Raw genomic sequence first — 15,727 nt, forward strand, 5'->3', positions numbered from 1 at the left:
CATAGCTGTCGTCCGAGGCGTTAAACGCGGAGATGAACGTGTCGATCGCGGAGCGTGCCGTCTCTTCCTGCATGCCCCAGTAATACCAGCCGTTGCGCGTGCGCTCGTCCCGCAAGCCGCCTTCCGATCACGGTGGACCATCCCGGTCACAGCACTAGGCGACAGCTTCCTGACCTTCGACGATGGAAGTCAGGCCGTCGAGGAGCGCCTTGAGGCCGAATTCGAAGAGCGCGTCGAGACGCAGGTCGTAGCCCTCCTCGAAGGCTCCGACCACCTTGGTGAAGGTCGGGAAGCGGCCGGATTCCACCAGTTCTTGGAGGGCGGGGGCGCGGCTGTCCATCCACTGGTCCTCCGACTGGCCCGTGGCGGCTTCGGCGTGCGCTTCCATCTCCAGGTGCATCGCCAAGCCCTGGACATGGCTGTAGAGCAGGACGTGGATGTCGAACAGCGTCGTGGGGTCGAGGCCGTGGCCGTCGAGGGCGCCCAGCACCCACTCGCCGTGGACCATCAGATTGGGTACGAGCAACGGGCGCGTCAGGGAGCCGAGTTGGGCCAGCCACGGGTGCTTCCGGTACAGGCTCCACTGGGTCCGGGCACCCAGCTCGATGCGGGTACGCCAATCCTCGGGGGCGTCCGCGCGGTAGGACTCCTCGCCGAACGCGGCGTCGGCCATGTGCAGGACGAGGTCTTCCTTGCTCGGGACGTACCGGTAGGTCGACATCGCCGCGACGCCGAGGCGGGCTGCGACGCCGCGCATGGAGAGCGCCGAGAGCCCTTCGGCGTCGGCGATCTCGATGGCGGTACGGACGATCCGGTCGAGGCTCAGCTCCTGCTCGGGGTCCGGGGCGGGCAACGGGCGCCTGCGGGCCGGCGCGGCGGGGGCGGCTCCGGCGACGACCGTGCCGATCCGTGGCCGGGCCTCGACAAGTCCCTCCAGCCGCAGGCTGGTCAGGGCCTTGGTGGCGGTGGCGAGCGCGACGCCCCATTCCCCGGCGATCTGGCGGGTCGAGGGAACCCGGTCACCGGGGGCGAGTTCACCGTCCGCGATGCGCCGCCGGATCGCTGCGACGATGCGCAGATAGGGCGGATCACCGGCTGCTCCTGTGGTCTTCGTCACGACCTGTCGCCTTCCTGTCCTGTACTAGTGCAGAAGGTAGCAGCAACAACGCCGATCGGAAGGCTTCTGTCCTAGTACACCTCGCGCATTTGGCCAGTTGAAGCGGCTGAGCGTACGACGTACGTTCACAGTGCGTACACCGTACAGAGCACTGGAGGAGCTTCTTATGCGCACCGTACTCATCTCCGGCGGCGGAATTGCCGGGCCTGTCTTCGCCTACTGGCTGCGCCGCCACGGTTTCGCGCCCACCGTCGTCGAACGCGCTCCAGGCCAACGCCCCGGCGGCCAGGCGGTGGACATCCGCGGTGTCGCGCTCGAAGTCGTGGAGCGGATGGGCCTGCTGGAGCAGGCAGGCCGCGTACGGACCCGGATGCGCGGCATGTCAATCCTCGACCCCGACGGCCACGAGGTCGACCGCTCCACCGAGGCGACCTTCAGCAGCGGCCGGCTCGACAGCGAAGACATCGAGGTGCTGCGCGAGGACCTGGTACGGATGGTGTACGAGCACACGCGCGCAGGCGTCGAGTATCTCTTCGGCGACAGCATCACCGCACTCGACGAGGACGAGACCGGCGTGCGCGTCGACTTCGCGCACAGGCCCTCCCGCGCCTTCGACCTCGTGGTCGGGGCCGACGGCCTCCACTCCACCGTACGACGCTTGGCCTTCGGTCCGGAGGAGCGTTTCGCCCACCACCTGGGGAGCTACCTCTCGGTGTTCAGCGCGGACAACTTCCTCGCCCTGGACAACTGGCAGATGTGGCTGCGGGACGGCGACGCGGGCTTCGGCATCATGCCCGTACGCGACAACACCGAACTCAGGATCGCCTTCGGCTTCGAGTCCGCCCCCCTCGCTCATGACCTCCGCGACGGCGGCACTCTGCGGCAGCTCGTCGTGGACAAGCTCGCGTCGATGCGGTGGGAAGGGACCCGCCTGGCCGAGGCCGCCCGGACGGCACCCGACTTCTACTGCGACGCCATGGCCCAGATCCGCATGGACCAGTGGTCGCGGGGCCGGGTGACCCTGCTCGGAGACGCCGGCTACTGCCCTTCCCCCCTCTCGGGGCAGGGCACCAGCCTGGCCCTCGTGGGCGCCCATGTGCTGGCCGACTGCCTTGCCCAGGACAACGGCGACCACCGCACCGCGTATGCCCGCTACGAGCAGCGGATGCGCCACTTCGTCACCCTCAACCAGGCCCTGGCCACCGAGAATCCCGGCGGACCCGCCTCGGAGGAATCCTGCACCCACGCCAAGAACGCACTCTCACTGGACAGCTGATCTCCTGCACCGAACGGACATCAAGGCAGGCAGGAACAGCACAGAACAGAACCGCTCCCGCGCTCAGCGCCTGCTGTCGCCGGGCCAGCAGGCTGGTGAGCCGGGCGATCGCCTCCGGGGAGGGCTTCAAGCAGCGGCGGACGTTCTCCGGCTTCTTGTGCCGGGACTTCGTCATCAGCATCAGCAGGATCGCCCGGCCTCGCCGAGATGGGTCGGAGAGGAATGGCGGTACTCGTGCAGGTCCCAGCCGGTGCCCGGCCCCCGTATGGCGGTGTACTCGTCGAGCAAGGCGCGGGCCTGCCCGTACGGCAGCCGGGCGAAGCGGAACGATGCTTGCCATGGCGGGAGACCGGCTCCGTTTTCCCACCGGTTTCCCAGCCACCCATGCGAACTAGCCAAGATCTAGCGATACTTGCAGGTCAGGGTGCATATACGCAGGAACGGCCGGAGCCCCCGCACAGTGGGCCCCTTGCGCCGCCCTGACCTGCGGATTTCCTCAGACCTGCGTGAACTCTCAGCGCTTCGGCCCGTCCTGGCCCGTTCTGGACCGCCTCAAGCCTTTTCGGCCCGCCGTGGTGTTCCCGTGGGAACACCACATGGGAACCATGGCCGCGACGTCGCCCTGGCCTGCGGTTACCTACCCTCAGGGCTTCACGCGCCCGTACCGGCCGCCAGGGCGACCGAAAGCGTTACGGAGACTGACTGAGCCGGGCTTGCGGTGGATGGAACCTCACGTACCGGCGGGGGTCTCATACCTCTGGCCCGTCAGGTCCGGCGGTGTGTGGCTGCGAACACGACCACCACGTAGACGAGCACGAGCACGACCGCTGCGGTGATGAGCGGTCGACGGCGTGCCGAGTCGGGCCTGGCTCCATCTCGGCCTCACGGAGGGTCGTGCTCCGGTGGGCGCGGAGGGTGGGCCCGTTGCCGTTGCCGGGTCAGGGACACCGCGCAGATAGTGAGCACAGTTCTGAGGTGATTCGCCGGTCTTAGGGAACGTCGGTACAGCTTTTAGGGGAGGATCCGTAGCTATGAGACTCCTCGTGATGGGTGGCACTTGGTTCTTGGGCAGGCACATTGCCGAAGAGGCCCTGGCCAGGGGCTGGGACGTGACGACCTTCAACCGGGGTCGGACCGGCAAGGACGTGTCCGGAGTCAAGGTTGTTCACGGGGACCGAACCATCATCGACGACGTGCGGGGGCTCGCAGCGCATGGTCCGTGGGATGCCGTCATCGACACATCGAGTTCCGAGTTGCCGCCACGCGATGTGCTGCTGACGGCCTCGATGCTCAAGGACTGTGCTGCCCGCTGGGTTCACGTCTCTACCGTGTCCGTTTATCGAGGCTGGCCCCACCACCACCTGACTGACGCCTCGGAGCTTTTGGAGTGCCCGGCGGACGCGGATGAAAGTTACGGCTATACCGGCGAGGACGGCAGCCCGACGGTCTACGGCTACCAGAAAGCGGGTGGCGAGCGAGCCGTGACCGAGTCATTCGCCGGCCGATCCGTAATCCTTCGCCCTGGCGTGATCCTCGGCCCTGGCGAGTACGTCGGACGCCTGCCGTGGTGGCTGCGCCGTGCACATCAGGGAGGCCGCATCCTGGCGCCCGCACCTAGAAAGCAGCTGATCCAGCCCGTGGACGTCCGCGATGTTGCTGCTTTCGCGCTCCATCAGGCCGCAAGCGACGAGACCAGCAGTTACAACGTCACCCACCCGGAAGGCATCACTTTCGAGGACTTCGTGGCGGCCTGCCTAGAAGCCACGGGCGGAGCCGGGCGCCCCGTATGGGTGGACCCCGCCATCCTCATCGAAAACGGCGTGAAGCAGTGGACCGAACTTCCCCTGTGGCGTACCCACGGCGGCGTCTGGTCAGTGGATTCGAGCCAGGCTGTTGCCGCAGGACTCCGCTGCCGGCCGCTGCGCGAGACCATTCGCGACACCTGGAATTGGCTGCAGAACGACGGCTGTCCCGTGGACCACCCGCGGTGGGCGGAACACGGGATCAGCCTTGAGAAGGAGGAGAAGATTCTCGCTTCGCTCTGATCAGGCGTCCAGCGCGGGCATTTCGTACGGGGGGAGGAGCTGATGCTGGCCTGGAAAGCGGGTGAACTCCTCCAGCCGCTCGCCGAGATCGGCGGCGAGGGCCGTCCCCTGCAGGTGCTGCTGGGTGAGAGCACGCCGCAGACTCATAGCCCTGGTCACGAGCCCGGTCCCCCGATGCGTGCTGTTGATCGACAACATCGCCTCAACGGCTTCTGCTGCCCCGTCCAGATTATTCGTCAGCAACCGGGCCATGGCGAGGTCGGCCGATGCCTTTCCGAAAACGATGGAGGATCGGTGCTTAGCCGGCTTGGCCGCCACAAGGTCAAGCGCCCGCAGGGCTGACACCTCCGCGGTGCGGCCGTCGCCCAGGAGCAAAGCGGTCGAGGCATTCGACATAGCCAACCGGTCGTCGGTGAACCCGAACTCGCCGCCAACGCAGTCGTGTAGTTCGTCCGTGGTGTCGGTGTCCACCTCTTCCGACATTCTCAGTGCACGTTGGGCTGCCTCTGCATGCCCAAGGTGCCCATAGGCCCGAGCCTCGATCGAGTGAAGACGCCGCGCCGCTACGTCTCCAAGACCTCCGTAGGTGAGCGCGTGTCGGGCGTGGACGGGGGCCAGCGACAGATCGCCGGAGTAGTAGGCGATGTAAGCGAGGCTGCCTGCGGCATAGGCACGTAGCGGCTCGTACCGCGCGGTCTCGCCGTAGAGTGCAGCCGTGCGTGCCAGACGCTTGGCTGCGTCGAGAGAGCCCAGGTCGAACGCAGCGGTAGCCAGCAGCGCGGATGCCTCGCCCGCGAGAATGAGCAACGCCTGCTGCTGAGCGGGGACGGCGGTGCGGTCGCGGTTGTTCTGCACGTCCTCCCGCAGATTCTTGGCTTGCTGCCAGACGTCGAGAGCCGTCAAGTTGCCGTAGTTCCTGGCCAGCGCGTGTACGTCGTCACGCAGTTGGTCGACGGTCAGGTCGGAGACGGAGGATGCGGCAGCGGCGCCAGCATCGTCCTGTGCTTCATGTGCGGTCATTGCGATCTCGGCTTCCAAGTCGAACGTCGATACATCGGGGTCCGTCGACTCAGGCGGAGGCGCGAAGAGTTTCGACGCCTCGACATGGAACATCTCTTCCAGCACCCGGCAGGCATCGGCGCTGGGAAGCCCCTTGAGCTGGCCGCTCGTCCACCGGCGGTATTGAGTCTCGCCGACCGTGGGGTTATGTGACCCTCGGCCAATGACCGTGTCCGCTGCCTTCGCGAACTCGATCGCGAAGATTGTCCACGTCCACCTTCGTTGATCAATCAGGACTTTGAGCAGCGTCCTCGGCTTGATCACTTCGGCCCCCAGGTCTCTGAGCGTCGTCCTCAACCAGTCGTCTGCGGAACCCTCATGAGAAGGGGATACCGCGCGCCATCGACCAGACAACAGGCCGTGCGCAAAAGGCACTTAGAAACTACCCCGAGGCCACATCTGTCGCCCGGAAGTGTCCTGAGAAGCCACCCGCAGGCCATGGTGAAGCCACCCCGGCCAGCAGGACTCTGATCACCCACGACAGCTACCGAGTGCGCTGATCCGAACACATCCCGAGGTCAGGAGTGAGAGCCGTGCATCCGAGACACGCCGAGCCGGCGACGCCGGTCTCTTCCCTCACGGGGAATTTGCCGGTCGCCGTGGAGTGGTCGAGGACGTTTGATCTCTTATCCCCGGCTTCCCAGTTGGCTCGCCTGCACACGCGGACGCGGCTGACGATGTTCAAGTGGGCGGGGAATGTGGAGGGCGCAACGACCGTCGTAGGAATCCTCGTTCGCAACGCCGTGGACCATGCCGACCCGGGCCCGAAGGCAGAGAACCGGCAGGTGCGGCTCAGGCTCGCCGTCACTGAGGACCACGAACTGACGATCGACGTCCGTGATCCGATCCCGCAGTTCCGGGACTTCGAGCAAGCCGCGGCCGACCAGGAGGGGCGCGGCCTCTGGACGCTCCGCCGACTTGGCGGTGAGCTCAGCTGGTTCCTGTGCGACGAGGGCAAAGCTGTCCGCGCACGAATGGAACCGGGGCTGGTGCCAGCATGACCGCGTTTGACTCCAGCACGGGCGGGGGTGCGGTATGCCGGTAGACGTTGACGTGCCCCGGCTGGTGCGGCTGTACGACAGCGGGCTGAGCATCAGACAGACAGCAACACTCGGCGGCATTTCCTATGGAACCGCACATAAGCGTCTGCGAGACGCAGGTGTGAAGTTTCGGGCGCGTGGGGGCCATCAGCCCCGTAGGCGGCCACGAAAGGCTCCGCTGGACATCCCTGAATGCGGATCGCTGGAAGAGATGATTGTTGCGCTGCATGCTGCCAACCTCACGGTGGCTGAGATCTGCGCTGCTACCGGCAGGTCCCGTGTTTTCGTGCACGATCGTCTTGCTGAGGCCGGCGTTCAGGCTCGTACCAGGCCAGACGCCTTGGGTGTCGACCCGTCGCGGCTGGCAGAGGTCTACCGCGCGGTCCGCTCCGCCTCCGTTACCGGCGAGTTCTTCCACATCGGCAGACGATCCGTCCTCAGTCGACTGCGTGAGTACGGCGCGGAGATCCAGCCGGCAGCAGGGCAACCCCGAAGCGCTGGTCCCGACACACCGCCCGTCGTCATCGTCTTTCCTCAAAAGGCGTGGGAGAGGAAGGACACGGAGATCGTCGCCCGTTTCATCAACCGCAAGGAGAGCGCAGCTCACATCGCGGCCGATATGGGAATAACGCTCAAAAATGTCAACGACACGGTCCGGTTTCACCTTCACCGCGACCGGACCGCTTCGGAAATCATCCGCCGAGGCGAAAAGGGAGAGCCTCCCAATGTGATCGCAGCTCGCCTGGGCATCAGGCCCGAGCTTGTCAGCACCCTGCTCTCCGGTGTCCGCCGTCAGCGCAGCGCCGAAAGGAGCAGGCGATGCTGAACTCCCCCACAGCTCCGGTTCGGGATATGCGCGTCGTCTTTCCTAAGGCCAGCGTCCCGAAGTGGACGCCTCCGCTCGACGAGGACGGCTTGAGGCATGTCCTGGAGCGGATCACTGCGTGGTCTCCGCTCGACGTCGAGGCGATCTTCGACGACCTGGACACGACGATCGGAGACCAGCCGCCGCCCAAGGCCGCGACCCCGGCGCTTGTCGAACGCCTGCGCAGCCATCTGAAAAGGCTCAGCGTCATCGCGGTAGCCGACCCCAAGTTCCCGCCCACCGATGAAATGGTGCAGCTCATCGAGCGAGGACACCCCATGCAGGATGCGCGCCTGCCAGCCGACCATCAGCAGGCCGTCGGGATGGCTCGGCGCATGGCTTTCGTGGCCTCCGACCTCGTCGAGAAACTGATCGAGGCTCGGTACATCAAGGACGTCGCATGATGCCTCGAACCGGTCGTCTCCACGCAGCTGTGTTGTCGCTCCGTGGAGACGACCTTCCATCGGGGTCCTCCGGTTCCCGCCTCGATCGCCCCGCCCTGCACCGGCGGGCGCCGATCGGCGGACAGCACGGAGGACCGGCTCACACTCCCCCGCCGATCACGGGTGTGAGCCCCGGTCGCCCTCCCACTCCAATCGAGGGCGACCGGCCTGCCCACCAGCTTCCGCGCAGATCAACCAACCCAGATAGGTGGGCGCAGTATCAAACGTGACATTTGGTGGTCCGCAGCCACGGGGGTAATCGCCGTTGCGCTGATCGTGATTGCGGCGTCCGTCAAACCCTTCTGACGGCAGTAGAACGGCCGCCCCCTTCCCCCAGAGAGAATCCCCATGGCGAAGTTGCTCCTCCTCAGCGCCGTTGGCGCCACCTTCCTGTACTTCGCGCGCGCCTCTGCCCCGGAGGCACCGATAGCTCGCCTGCAGCGCGCTGACGACCTCCGCTTCGGCGAGCTGTGCAGGAAGGCGGCGGCATGAGGGCGCACCGGCTGGTTCCTCATCTGGAGAACGACACCGATGAGTGGCGCCCCTGGTGCGACAACACGCCACGGTTCCGAATCAACCCGACCAACCGGCTCAACGCGATCCGCCGCACCTTCTACGAGCAGGCCATCAGCTTGCGAGCGCAGCAGGGCCGACAGGTACGGGTCACCACGTACGTACTGGCACCGCGCGGAGTGGACGCAGACGGCGTGCACGCGGCGTTGGCGGCTCACGCCAAGAACATGGGCTGGCAGATCGGCACGGAGCGCTTCACCGATGTGCCCGCGAGAGTCCGGGACAACTCAAGACCGGCGTTCAGCGGCGCCTGCCGGTACGCCGCATCCGGGTTCGTCGACGGAGTTCTCACCCTGGACCGCGCCATGCTCACGCCGGACGACGAGGCGTACGAGGCGGACCTGCGCTGGTTGAACGGCCGGTTGTCGTTCATCGCGTTCGCCCCGCTGGCAATCGCGGCCCCACAGACTTCCCAGCTTCTGGCGCCTGCCGGCTCCGGAGGTCGGGATGACCAGGAACCATCCACCGGCAGTAGCGGCATAGCTACGGCCCGCCCGATGGCGCCTGGTAGCCACCGCATCGGCAACACCCAACCCGTAGGAGGACTTGCCATGAACACCCACACTCTCGCGCAGACGCAGGTGGCTGGCACTGCCGCCGAGCCGGTCGAGCTCGACCTGAGCGTCAGCATTGTCACCGCCGGTCCCGTCTCGGCGGCCCTGCTCAGCAGCACCGACGACGGCTGTGACACGCAGAAGGGCGGCGACTGCTGACCTGACGACCGAGGGGTGTCTGCGGCGGAGAGCTCTCCGCCGCAGACACCGTCCCGCGTACACACGAGTTCGGCCGCCCGGGAGGCATGCAGGTGACCACGAGCAACCCCACGCCGTACTACCGGCCGCTGCCGGCGGCGGTGCTACGGGCGAGCGTGCACGGCGTGGAGGTGAGCCTGCCGTCCTGGCCCGACGACGCCGACGGCGAGCTGTGGCGCACGTGGCTCGCACAGGTGTGGGCGATGCGGCCGCTGTCCGAGGCCGTCGCCCTGGCCAGCCCAGTGCTGGCCGACCAGATCGAGACGATGCTCTCCGGGCGTCAGACCGATGCCGGACAGGCTCGCCGCATGGTGAGGGCCCTGGCCCGATACCTGTTGAGGATGCGCGGCCGGGCCACTCCCTTCGGCGCCTTCGCCGGAGTCGCCGCGACTTCCTTCGGCCCGCACATCTCTCTTCAGTGGAACGAGGACCATCAGGTTCGCACCCGGGCGGATGCGGTGTGGCTCGCCAACATCACCGCCCGCCTCGAAGCCAGTCCGGCCCTGCTGCGGCGGCTTCCGGTCGTCGTCAATGACCTCGCCGTCGAGCGCGGCGACCGGCTGGTCGTGCCCTGGCAGCCTCACCAGGCCGCCGCCTCTCACGGCTCGCAGGAAGCGGTGGAGATCTCGGTGAGGCTGATCCCCGTGGTGCGGACGGTCCAGCGTGCAGCTCACTTGCCGCTGCGGGCCGAGGAGCTGGTCGACAAGATCGCCGCCGACCATCCCGGTCCTGTCCGGGAGGCACTGGAGTCACTGGTGGGCCAGCTGGTGGCGTCCGGTGTACTGATCACCAGCCTGCGGGCCCCCTCGACCGTCGTCGATGCTCTCGCCCACCTCCTGGACCAGCTCCGCGCGGCGGACGCCGACAAACTGCCCGAACTCAAGCCCTTGATCGGCGATCTGAGCGCCGTCCAGGCCCAGTTGAAGGCTCCCGGCAGGGTAAGCACGTGGGCTAGCGAGCGAGACCGGCGCGGACTCATCGCGCGGATGCGGGGACTGTCGAGCGCCGTCGACCAGCCCCTGGCGGTGGACCTGCGGCTCGGCGGCACTTTGGTGCTGCCCCGCGTGGTGGCCGACGAGGCCGCCGCAGCGGCCGAAGCGCTCATCCGGCTCAGCCCGATTCCGACCATGAGCGAATCGTGGCGCGAGTACCACCGCAGCTTCCTTTCCCGGTACGGGCCCGGCACCTTGGTCCCCGTAGCCGAACTGGCCGACCCAGTGGCCGGGCTCGGTTTCCCCCGCCACTTCACGAGGCCCACGTCCGATACCCGGGCGGTGACGGCCCGAGATGAGGCCCTGCTCGCGCTGGCCCAGCAGGCCGCTCTCGACGGCTCGGACGAGATCGTCCTGGACGCCGCCGCCCTCGACCGGATCGCCCCCGAAACGACGAAGGCGAAGCGGCCGGTGTCGCCCGTGGACCTGTGGGCCGATATCCGCGCCATGACCCCCGAGGAGATCGCCGAGGGCAGCTTCACCCTGGGCGTGTGCGGGTTCGGCCGTCTCGCGGCCAACACCGGCCGCTTCCTTCCCCTGCTGGACGAGCCCGACCGGCAGCAGATGACCACCCTGTACGCCGGGCAGCAGACCGGGGTCGAAGGGGCGCTCGCCGCCCAACTGTCCTTCCCGCCACGGCATCTACGCGCCGAGAACGTCCTGCGCGTCCCGCCCGTGCTGCCGCAGGTGATCTCCCTGGCCGAGCACCGCGCCGCCGCCGACGGGCACCTCTCGGTGGCGGATCTCGCTGTGGCCGCCGACTCGACGCGGCTGTATGTCATCTCGCGCTCCAGGAGGCAGGTGGTGGAGGCGATGCTGTCGCATGCCGGGGCCCGGCACATCATGCCGCCGCTGGCCCGGCTGCTGTTTGAGGTCCCCCGCTCGATCCACCCGGCGGTCACCTCCTTTGACTGGGGCACGGCCTCCTGCCTGCCGTACCTGCCGCGGGTGCGCTACGGCCGCAGCGTCCTCGCCCCGGCCCGGTGGCGTCTCGACCCGGCCGACCTCCCCGGCCCCGAGACTTCGATGGCCGCCTGGTCCTCGGCGCTGGAGGCGGTGCGCGAAAAGCGGCGTCTTCCCGTCGGCCTCGCGGTGGGCGGCGGTGACCGCCACCTGCGGCTGGACCTGGGCGAGGCCCTGGACCGCTCGGTACTGCGAGCCCACCTGGACGAGGCCGACGGCCCGGTCACCGTGGCCGAGGCGCCCACCACTCCCGATCACCGTTGGTGCGACGGGCGGGCTCATGAGGTCGTCATCCCGCTGGCCGCAACCGCGCCGCCCGGCCCCGCGCCGGTGTTCCTGACCGGCTCGGCTCCGCTGCCGGTCACCGACCGCAAGCACGGGGCGAAGGTGGTGTTCGTCAAGCTGTATGCCCAGCTGGAGGCGTTCGACACGCTCCTCACCGCGCACCTCCCGGCGTTGCTGCAGCGGTGGACCACACCCCCGCGCTGGTGGTTCGCACGCTACCTCCACCCTGTCCCGCACCTGCGGCTCCGCCTGCACGATGCGGACCACGAACACGCCGCCGGACTGATGGCGGCCTGGGCCGCCGAGCTGCGACAATGCGGCCTGCTCGGGGAGATCGCCTTCGACGCCTACCAGCCGGAAACCGGCCGCTACGGGACCGGCGCGGCCATGGCCGCGGCGGAGGAGTTGTTCGCCGCCGACTCGACGGCCGTCCTCGCCCAGCTCGCCTTCCTGTCCGTCAACCGGGATCTCCACCCGCAGGCGCTGACCGCCACGAGCCTGGTCGACCTGGCGGGCGCCATGACCGGCAGCCGGTCAGCGGGGTTGCACTGGCTGACCGCACACCCCGAGTACGCGGCCGGCACCGGCAAGCAGGATCGCAATGTACGGCAGCAGACTTTTCACCTCGCCGACGGCGAGAGGATCACCGGCCTGCCGGGCGGGGCAGCACTCACCGACGCCTGGGCCGCCCGCACGAAGGCGGCGGCCTCCTACACCGCCCGCCTTGATCCCGAGACCACCCGCCTCACACCGGAAACCGTGCTCGGCTCACTGCTGCACCTGCACCACGTTCGCGCTCTCGGCATCGACAGCGAGGCCGAAGCGGTCACGTACAAGCTGGCGCGGGCCGTCGCCCTGGCCCACACCCGCCGCACCGACAAGAAGGGAAAGGACCGGTGACCGTACTGAGGGATGCCGGGCTGCGGGAGGCCGCCGCGGTCATGGCCGATGAACTGGCCGCCGCCCTGACTGTGCCGCCGCCGGTGGACTACGGCGACGACTACCGGCCCGACAGTCCGCGCTGGCGCGACCAGTCGCTGTCCAAGGGCGCCGCCGGGGTCGCCGTCCTGCACGGTCTGCGCGCCCAATGCGGCCTCAGCGGCGAGGAGGCGATGCACGCGTGGCTGGCCCGCGCCACCCGCGACAATCTCAGCGCCGGTCCCGGGGCCGGCCTGTGGTTCGGCGCCCCCGCCGTCGCCTTTGCCATCTCCACCGCAGCCCCTGGCCGCTACCCCGGTGCCATGGCCAGCCTGGACGCGGCCGTCGCCGACCTCACCGAGAATCGCCTCAAGACCGCGCTCGCCCGCATGGACGCCGAACGGCGCCCGGCACTATACGAGTTCGACCTCGTGCGCGGCCTCACCGGGCTGGGCGCCTACCTGCTGCACCGCGACCCCGGCGGCGACCTCGTCCGCCGCGTCCTGTCCTACCTGGTCCGGCTCACCCATCCGGTCCGGGCCGGTGACGCGGCCGGTCTGAGTGCGCCGGGCTGGTGGACCGCCGAGATCCCCGCCAAGGAGGACGATCCCGCCTTCGCCGCCGGGCAAGCCGACTTCGGGGCCGCGCACGGCATCGCCGGGCCGCTGTCCTTGATGTCGATCGCGATGCGAGACGGCGTGACGGTGGACGGGCACCGCGAGGCCATCGAGATCATCTGCCGCTGGCTAGGCTCCTGGCGGCAGCATGCCCCGGCGGGCATGTGGTGGCCCGAGCGGATTACTCTCGCCGAACTCCGTGACGGCCGGCCGCACCGAGACGGACCGGCGCGGCCCTCCTGGTGCTACGGCACCCCCGCGCTGGCCCGAGCTCAGCAACTCGCCGCCCTCTCCATCGGCGACACCACCTGGCAGCAGGCGGCCGAGGACGCCCTGCTCCGCTGCCTGGACGACCCCATTCAGCTCGCCCGGATCACCGATCCCGCTCTGTGTCACGGCTGGGCAGGTGTGCTAGCCACTGCCTGGCATGTCGCCGCCGACGCGGCCGCCCCCACCCTCGCCCACCGGCTTCCGGGACTGCTGGGCGCCCTGCTCGACCACGCCCGCGAGATCCCGCCCGAAGCTCTGCCTGGCCTGGTCGAGGGCAGTGCCGGGATCGCCCTGACCCTGCACACCATCGCCACCGGCCAGGCCGGTGGCTGGCAGACCTGCCTCCTTCTCGACTGAACGGAGACCCGTGATGACGAACGAGCCGAACACCGCCTGGCAGCAGGTGAATCTGTGGTGCGAGTCCTGGCAGACCGCTGAGCGCATGGCCGCCGAACATCTGCAGCCGCTGCTGACCGCAGCCGAGGATGCCGGGGACCTCTCCTCTTGGTGGTTCATCCGAAAGCGCGAATCCTGGCGTCTCCGGCTCCTGCCTGCCCCCGGCCACGAGGAGGCCCAGGCTGCATTGCTCACCCGGCTCACGGCGACGCTCACCGAGTCCGGCGTGATCCGCGAGTACGCCACCGGCATCGTCTACGAGCCGGAGACCCGCCGCTTCGGCGGCCCGGAAGCCATCGAGGTCGCCCACGGCCTCTTCCACACTGACAGCCGCCACATCCTGAACCACCTCGCTCACAATGACGGGCGAGACCTGCGCCGCGAGCTGGGGGTCCGGCTGGCCACCCGCATGATGCAGGCGGCCGGCCAGGACTTCTACGAGCAGGGCGACATCTGGGCAGCGCTCGCCGAGCACCGCGCCACCGCGGACAGCCCCGAGCCGTCAGCGGCGACCCTCGCCGCCGTGCAGATGCTCATCACCGCCGACAGCGACACCGCCGACAGCCCGCTCACCCAGGCACCCACCTGGCCCTCCGCCTTCGAGGACGCCGGATGGGACCTCGCCGAGCTGGCCCGCCGCGGGACCCTCACCCAGGGCATACGGACCGTCCTCACCGCCCACCTGATGTTCGCCTTCAACCGGCTGGGCATCTCCGCCGACCACCAGGCCGCGCTCGCCACCGCCGCCAGCCGGGTCGTCTTCCACCGTCAGCCCACCTCCGACGCGGCCCCGCCGCATGCCCGGACCACCTCCTCTCAGACCACTACAGTCAGGCCAGTGACCATGGACACCACCCACATGACCGCCAATCCGCAAGCGCTTCGCGACGCCCTCGTCGCCAAGATCGACAGCCTCGGAACCTTCCGCACCAAGGCGGTCAAGGACGCTTTCCTCACCGTGCCCCGGCACCTGTTCCTGCCCGGCATCGACCTGGCCACGGCGTACGCGCCCAAGCAGGTGGTGACCAAGCGCGCGGACGACGGCACCGCCGTCTCCTCCGCCTCCAGCCCCAACATCGTGGCCAAGATGCTCGAGCAGCTCGACGTCCACCCCGGCCACCGCGTCCTGGAGATCGGCGCGGCCACCGGTATCAACGCCGCCCTCCTGGCGGAACTGGTCGGCCCGACCGGCTCGGTGGTCACCATCGAACTCGACGACGACCTCGCCGAAGGCGCCCGCGCTCACCTGGCCGAGGCCGGATACGACCAGGTCACGGTGATCTGCCGCGACGGCGCGCTCGGCGACCCGGACGGCGCCCCATTCGACAGGATCATCGTCACCGCGGGCGCCTGGGACATCCCGGCCGCCTGGTGGCAGCAACTCGCCCCCGCCGGGCGCCTCGTCGTCCCGATCCGTCTGCACGGCAGCGGCCTGACCCGCTCGATCGCCTTGGACCGCACCGAAGAAGACTGCATGGTCAGCACCAACGCCGCGGTGTGCGGGTTCGTGCCCATGCGCGGCGCCGCCGAAATGGGCGAACGCCACGTCCGCCTCGCCGACGACGTCATCCTCAAGCTCGACGCCGACGACCTGCCCGACGAAGCCGCCCTATCCAAGGCCCTCACCCACCCTGCCCACCAGCAGTGGACCGGAATCCAGGTCCGCCACGACGAGCCCGCCGCCCACCTCGACCTCTGGCTCGCCACCATCAGCAGCGACCACAGCTTCGGCAAGTTGTCCGTCTCCCCAGCCGCCCGCGAGCTTGGCCTGGCCGACCCCGCCATCCGGTGGTCCGGGGCCACCCTGTACGGCGGCGGCACCATCGCCTACCTCGCGGCCCGTCCGGTCAGCGACGAAGCCGACGAGCTGGGCATCGTCACCCACGGCCCAGACAGCAGCAAGATCACCGGCCAGGTCAACGACCTCCTGAACTGCTGGAGCAAGCAGCGGCCCGCGCAGCCCGTCATCACCGCTTACCCCACCGCAACACCCAACGACCAGCTCGCACCCGGCGCCCGCGTCACCAGGCCGGACACCCGCCTGACCATCAGCTGGTGATCGAGCACGAACCCTTACGACAGCAGGACATCGAGCCGTTGAAGATCCTTCGATGAC

At 68.6% G+C, this 15,727-nt stretch carries 11 protein-coding genes and 3 pseudogenes; 10 read left to right on the plus strand and 4 right to left on the minus strand.

Features of this window, described 5'->3' with window-relative positions:
- Positions 1–73: pseudogene (locus ACFVYE_RS22310) on the minus strand (nuclear transport factor 2 family protein); the annotation flags it as partial.
- An 81-nt stretch (positions 74–154) separates the two neighbouring features.
- The gene (locus ACFVYE_RS22315) at positions 155–1,117 is read right to left on the minus strand and encodes a TetR/AcrR family transcriptional regulator C-terminal domain-containing protein (RefSeq protein ID WP_383971608.1); all 963 of its coding nucleotides are present in this window, start codon (positions 1,115–1,117) and stop codon (positions 155–157) included.
- A gap of 166 nt (positions 1,118–1,283) precedes the next feature.
- On the opposite strand from ACFVYE_RS22315, the gene ACFVYE_RS22320 reads away from it, so the two are divergent.
- Entirely contained in the window at positions 1,284–2,393 is a 1,110-nt protein-coding gene (locus tag ACFVYE_RS22320) for an FAD-dependent monooxygenase (protein ID WP_389607032.1), read from the plus strand.
- A gap of 63 nt (positions 2,394–2,456) precedes the next feature.
- On the opposite strand, the pseudogene ACFVYE_RS22325 reads toward ACFVYE_RS22320, so the two are convergent.
- Positions 2,457–2,711: pseudogene (locus ACFVYE_RS22325) on the minus strand (site-specific integrase); the annotation flags it as partial.
- Between the two features lie 713 nt (positions 2,712–3,424).
- Here ACFVYE_RS22325 and ACFVYE_RS22330 point away from each other — a divergent pair.
- Positions 3,425–4,438, plus strand: a complete 1,014-nt coding sequence (locus tag ACFVYE_RS22330) for an NAD-dependent epimerase/dehydratase family protein (RefSeq protein WP_383971600.1) — start codon at positions 3,425–3,427, stop codon at positions 4,436–4,438.
- Here ACFVYE_RS22330 and ACFVYE_RS22335 read toward each other — a convergent pair whose 3' ends face one another.
- Positions 4,439–5,761 carry a DNA-binding protein gene (locus tag ACFVYE_RS22335; protein ID WP_383971598.1) on the minus strand — a complete coding sequence of 441 codons (1,323 nt, stop codon included), beginning with the start codon at positions 5,759–5,761 and terminating at the stop codon, positions 4,439–4,441.
- 380 nt (positions 5,762–6,141) lie between these two features.
- Between ACFVYE_RS22335 and ACFVYE_RS22340 the strand changes: the two genes are divergently transcribed.
- The 8 genes and pseudogenes from ACFVYE_RS22340 (at position 6,142) to fxlM (ending at position 15,670) form a co-directional block, all read left to right on the plus strand.
- Positions 6,142–6,498 carry a hypothetical protein gene (locus ACFVYE_RS22340; RefSeq protein WP_383971595.1) on the plus strand — a complete coding sequence of 119 codons (357 nt, stop codon included), beginning with the start codon at positions 6,142–6,144 and terminating at the stop codon, positions 6,496–6,498.
- 34 nt (positions 6,499–6,532) lie between these two features.
- Positions 6,533–6,673: pseudogene (locus tag ACFVYE_RS22345) on the plus strand (helix-turn-helix domain-containing protein); the annotation flags it as partial.
- A gap of 75 nt (positions 6,674–6,748) precedes the next feature.
- Positions 6,749–7,363 (plus strand): hypothetical protein, encoded by a 615-nt coding sequence (locus ACFVYE_RS22350; RefSeq protein WP_383971643.1) that lies wholly within the window; start codon positions 6,749–6,751, stop codon positions 7,361–7,363.
- A complete protein-coding gene (locus ACFVYE_RS22355; RefSeq protein ID WP_383971592.1) occupies positions 7,357–7,806 on the plus strand; it encodes a DUF6415 family natural product biosynthesis protein in 450 nt (149 codons plus the stop codon). The genes ACFVYE_RS22350 and ACFVYE_RS22355 overlap by 7 nt, the downstream gene beginning before the upstream one ends.
- 527 nt (positions 7,807–8,333) lie before the next feature.
- Complete coding sequence (locus tag ACFVYE_RS22360) at positions 8,334–9,131, plus strand: hypothetical protein (RefSeq protein ID WP_383971586.1); 798 nt, start codon at positions 8,334–8,336, stop codon at positions 9,129–9,131.
- Between the two features lie 92 nt (positions 9,132–9,223).
- Entirely contained in the window at positions 9,224–12,310 is a 3,087-nt protein-coding gene (locus tag ACFVYE_RS22365; protein ID WP_389607035.1) for a lantibiotic dehydratase, read from the plus strand.
- Positions 12,307–13,572, plus strand: coding sequence for a lanthionine synthetase C family protein (locus ACFVYE_RS22370; RefSeq protein ID WP_389607037.1), 1,266 nt, complete (start codon positions 12,307–12,309; stop codon positions 13,570–13,572). The genes ACFVYE_RS22365 and ACFVYE_RS22370 overlap by 4 nt, the downstream gene beginning before the upstream one ends.
- 13 nt (positions 13,573–13,585) lie before the next feature.
- Positions 13,586–15,670, plus strand: coding sequence for a methyltransferase, FxLD system (gene fxlM / locus ACFVYE_RS22375; protein WP_389607039.1), 2,085 nt, complete (start codon positions 13,586–13,588; stop codon positions 15,668–15,670).
- Positions 15,671–15,727 lie beyond the last annotated feature (57 nt).

This window comes from Streptomyces sp. NPDC058239 (assembly GCF_042882185.1).
Classification (GTDB): Bacteria; Actinomycetota; Actinomycetes; order Streptomycetales; family Streptomycetaceae; genus Streptomyces.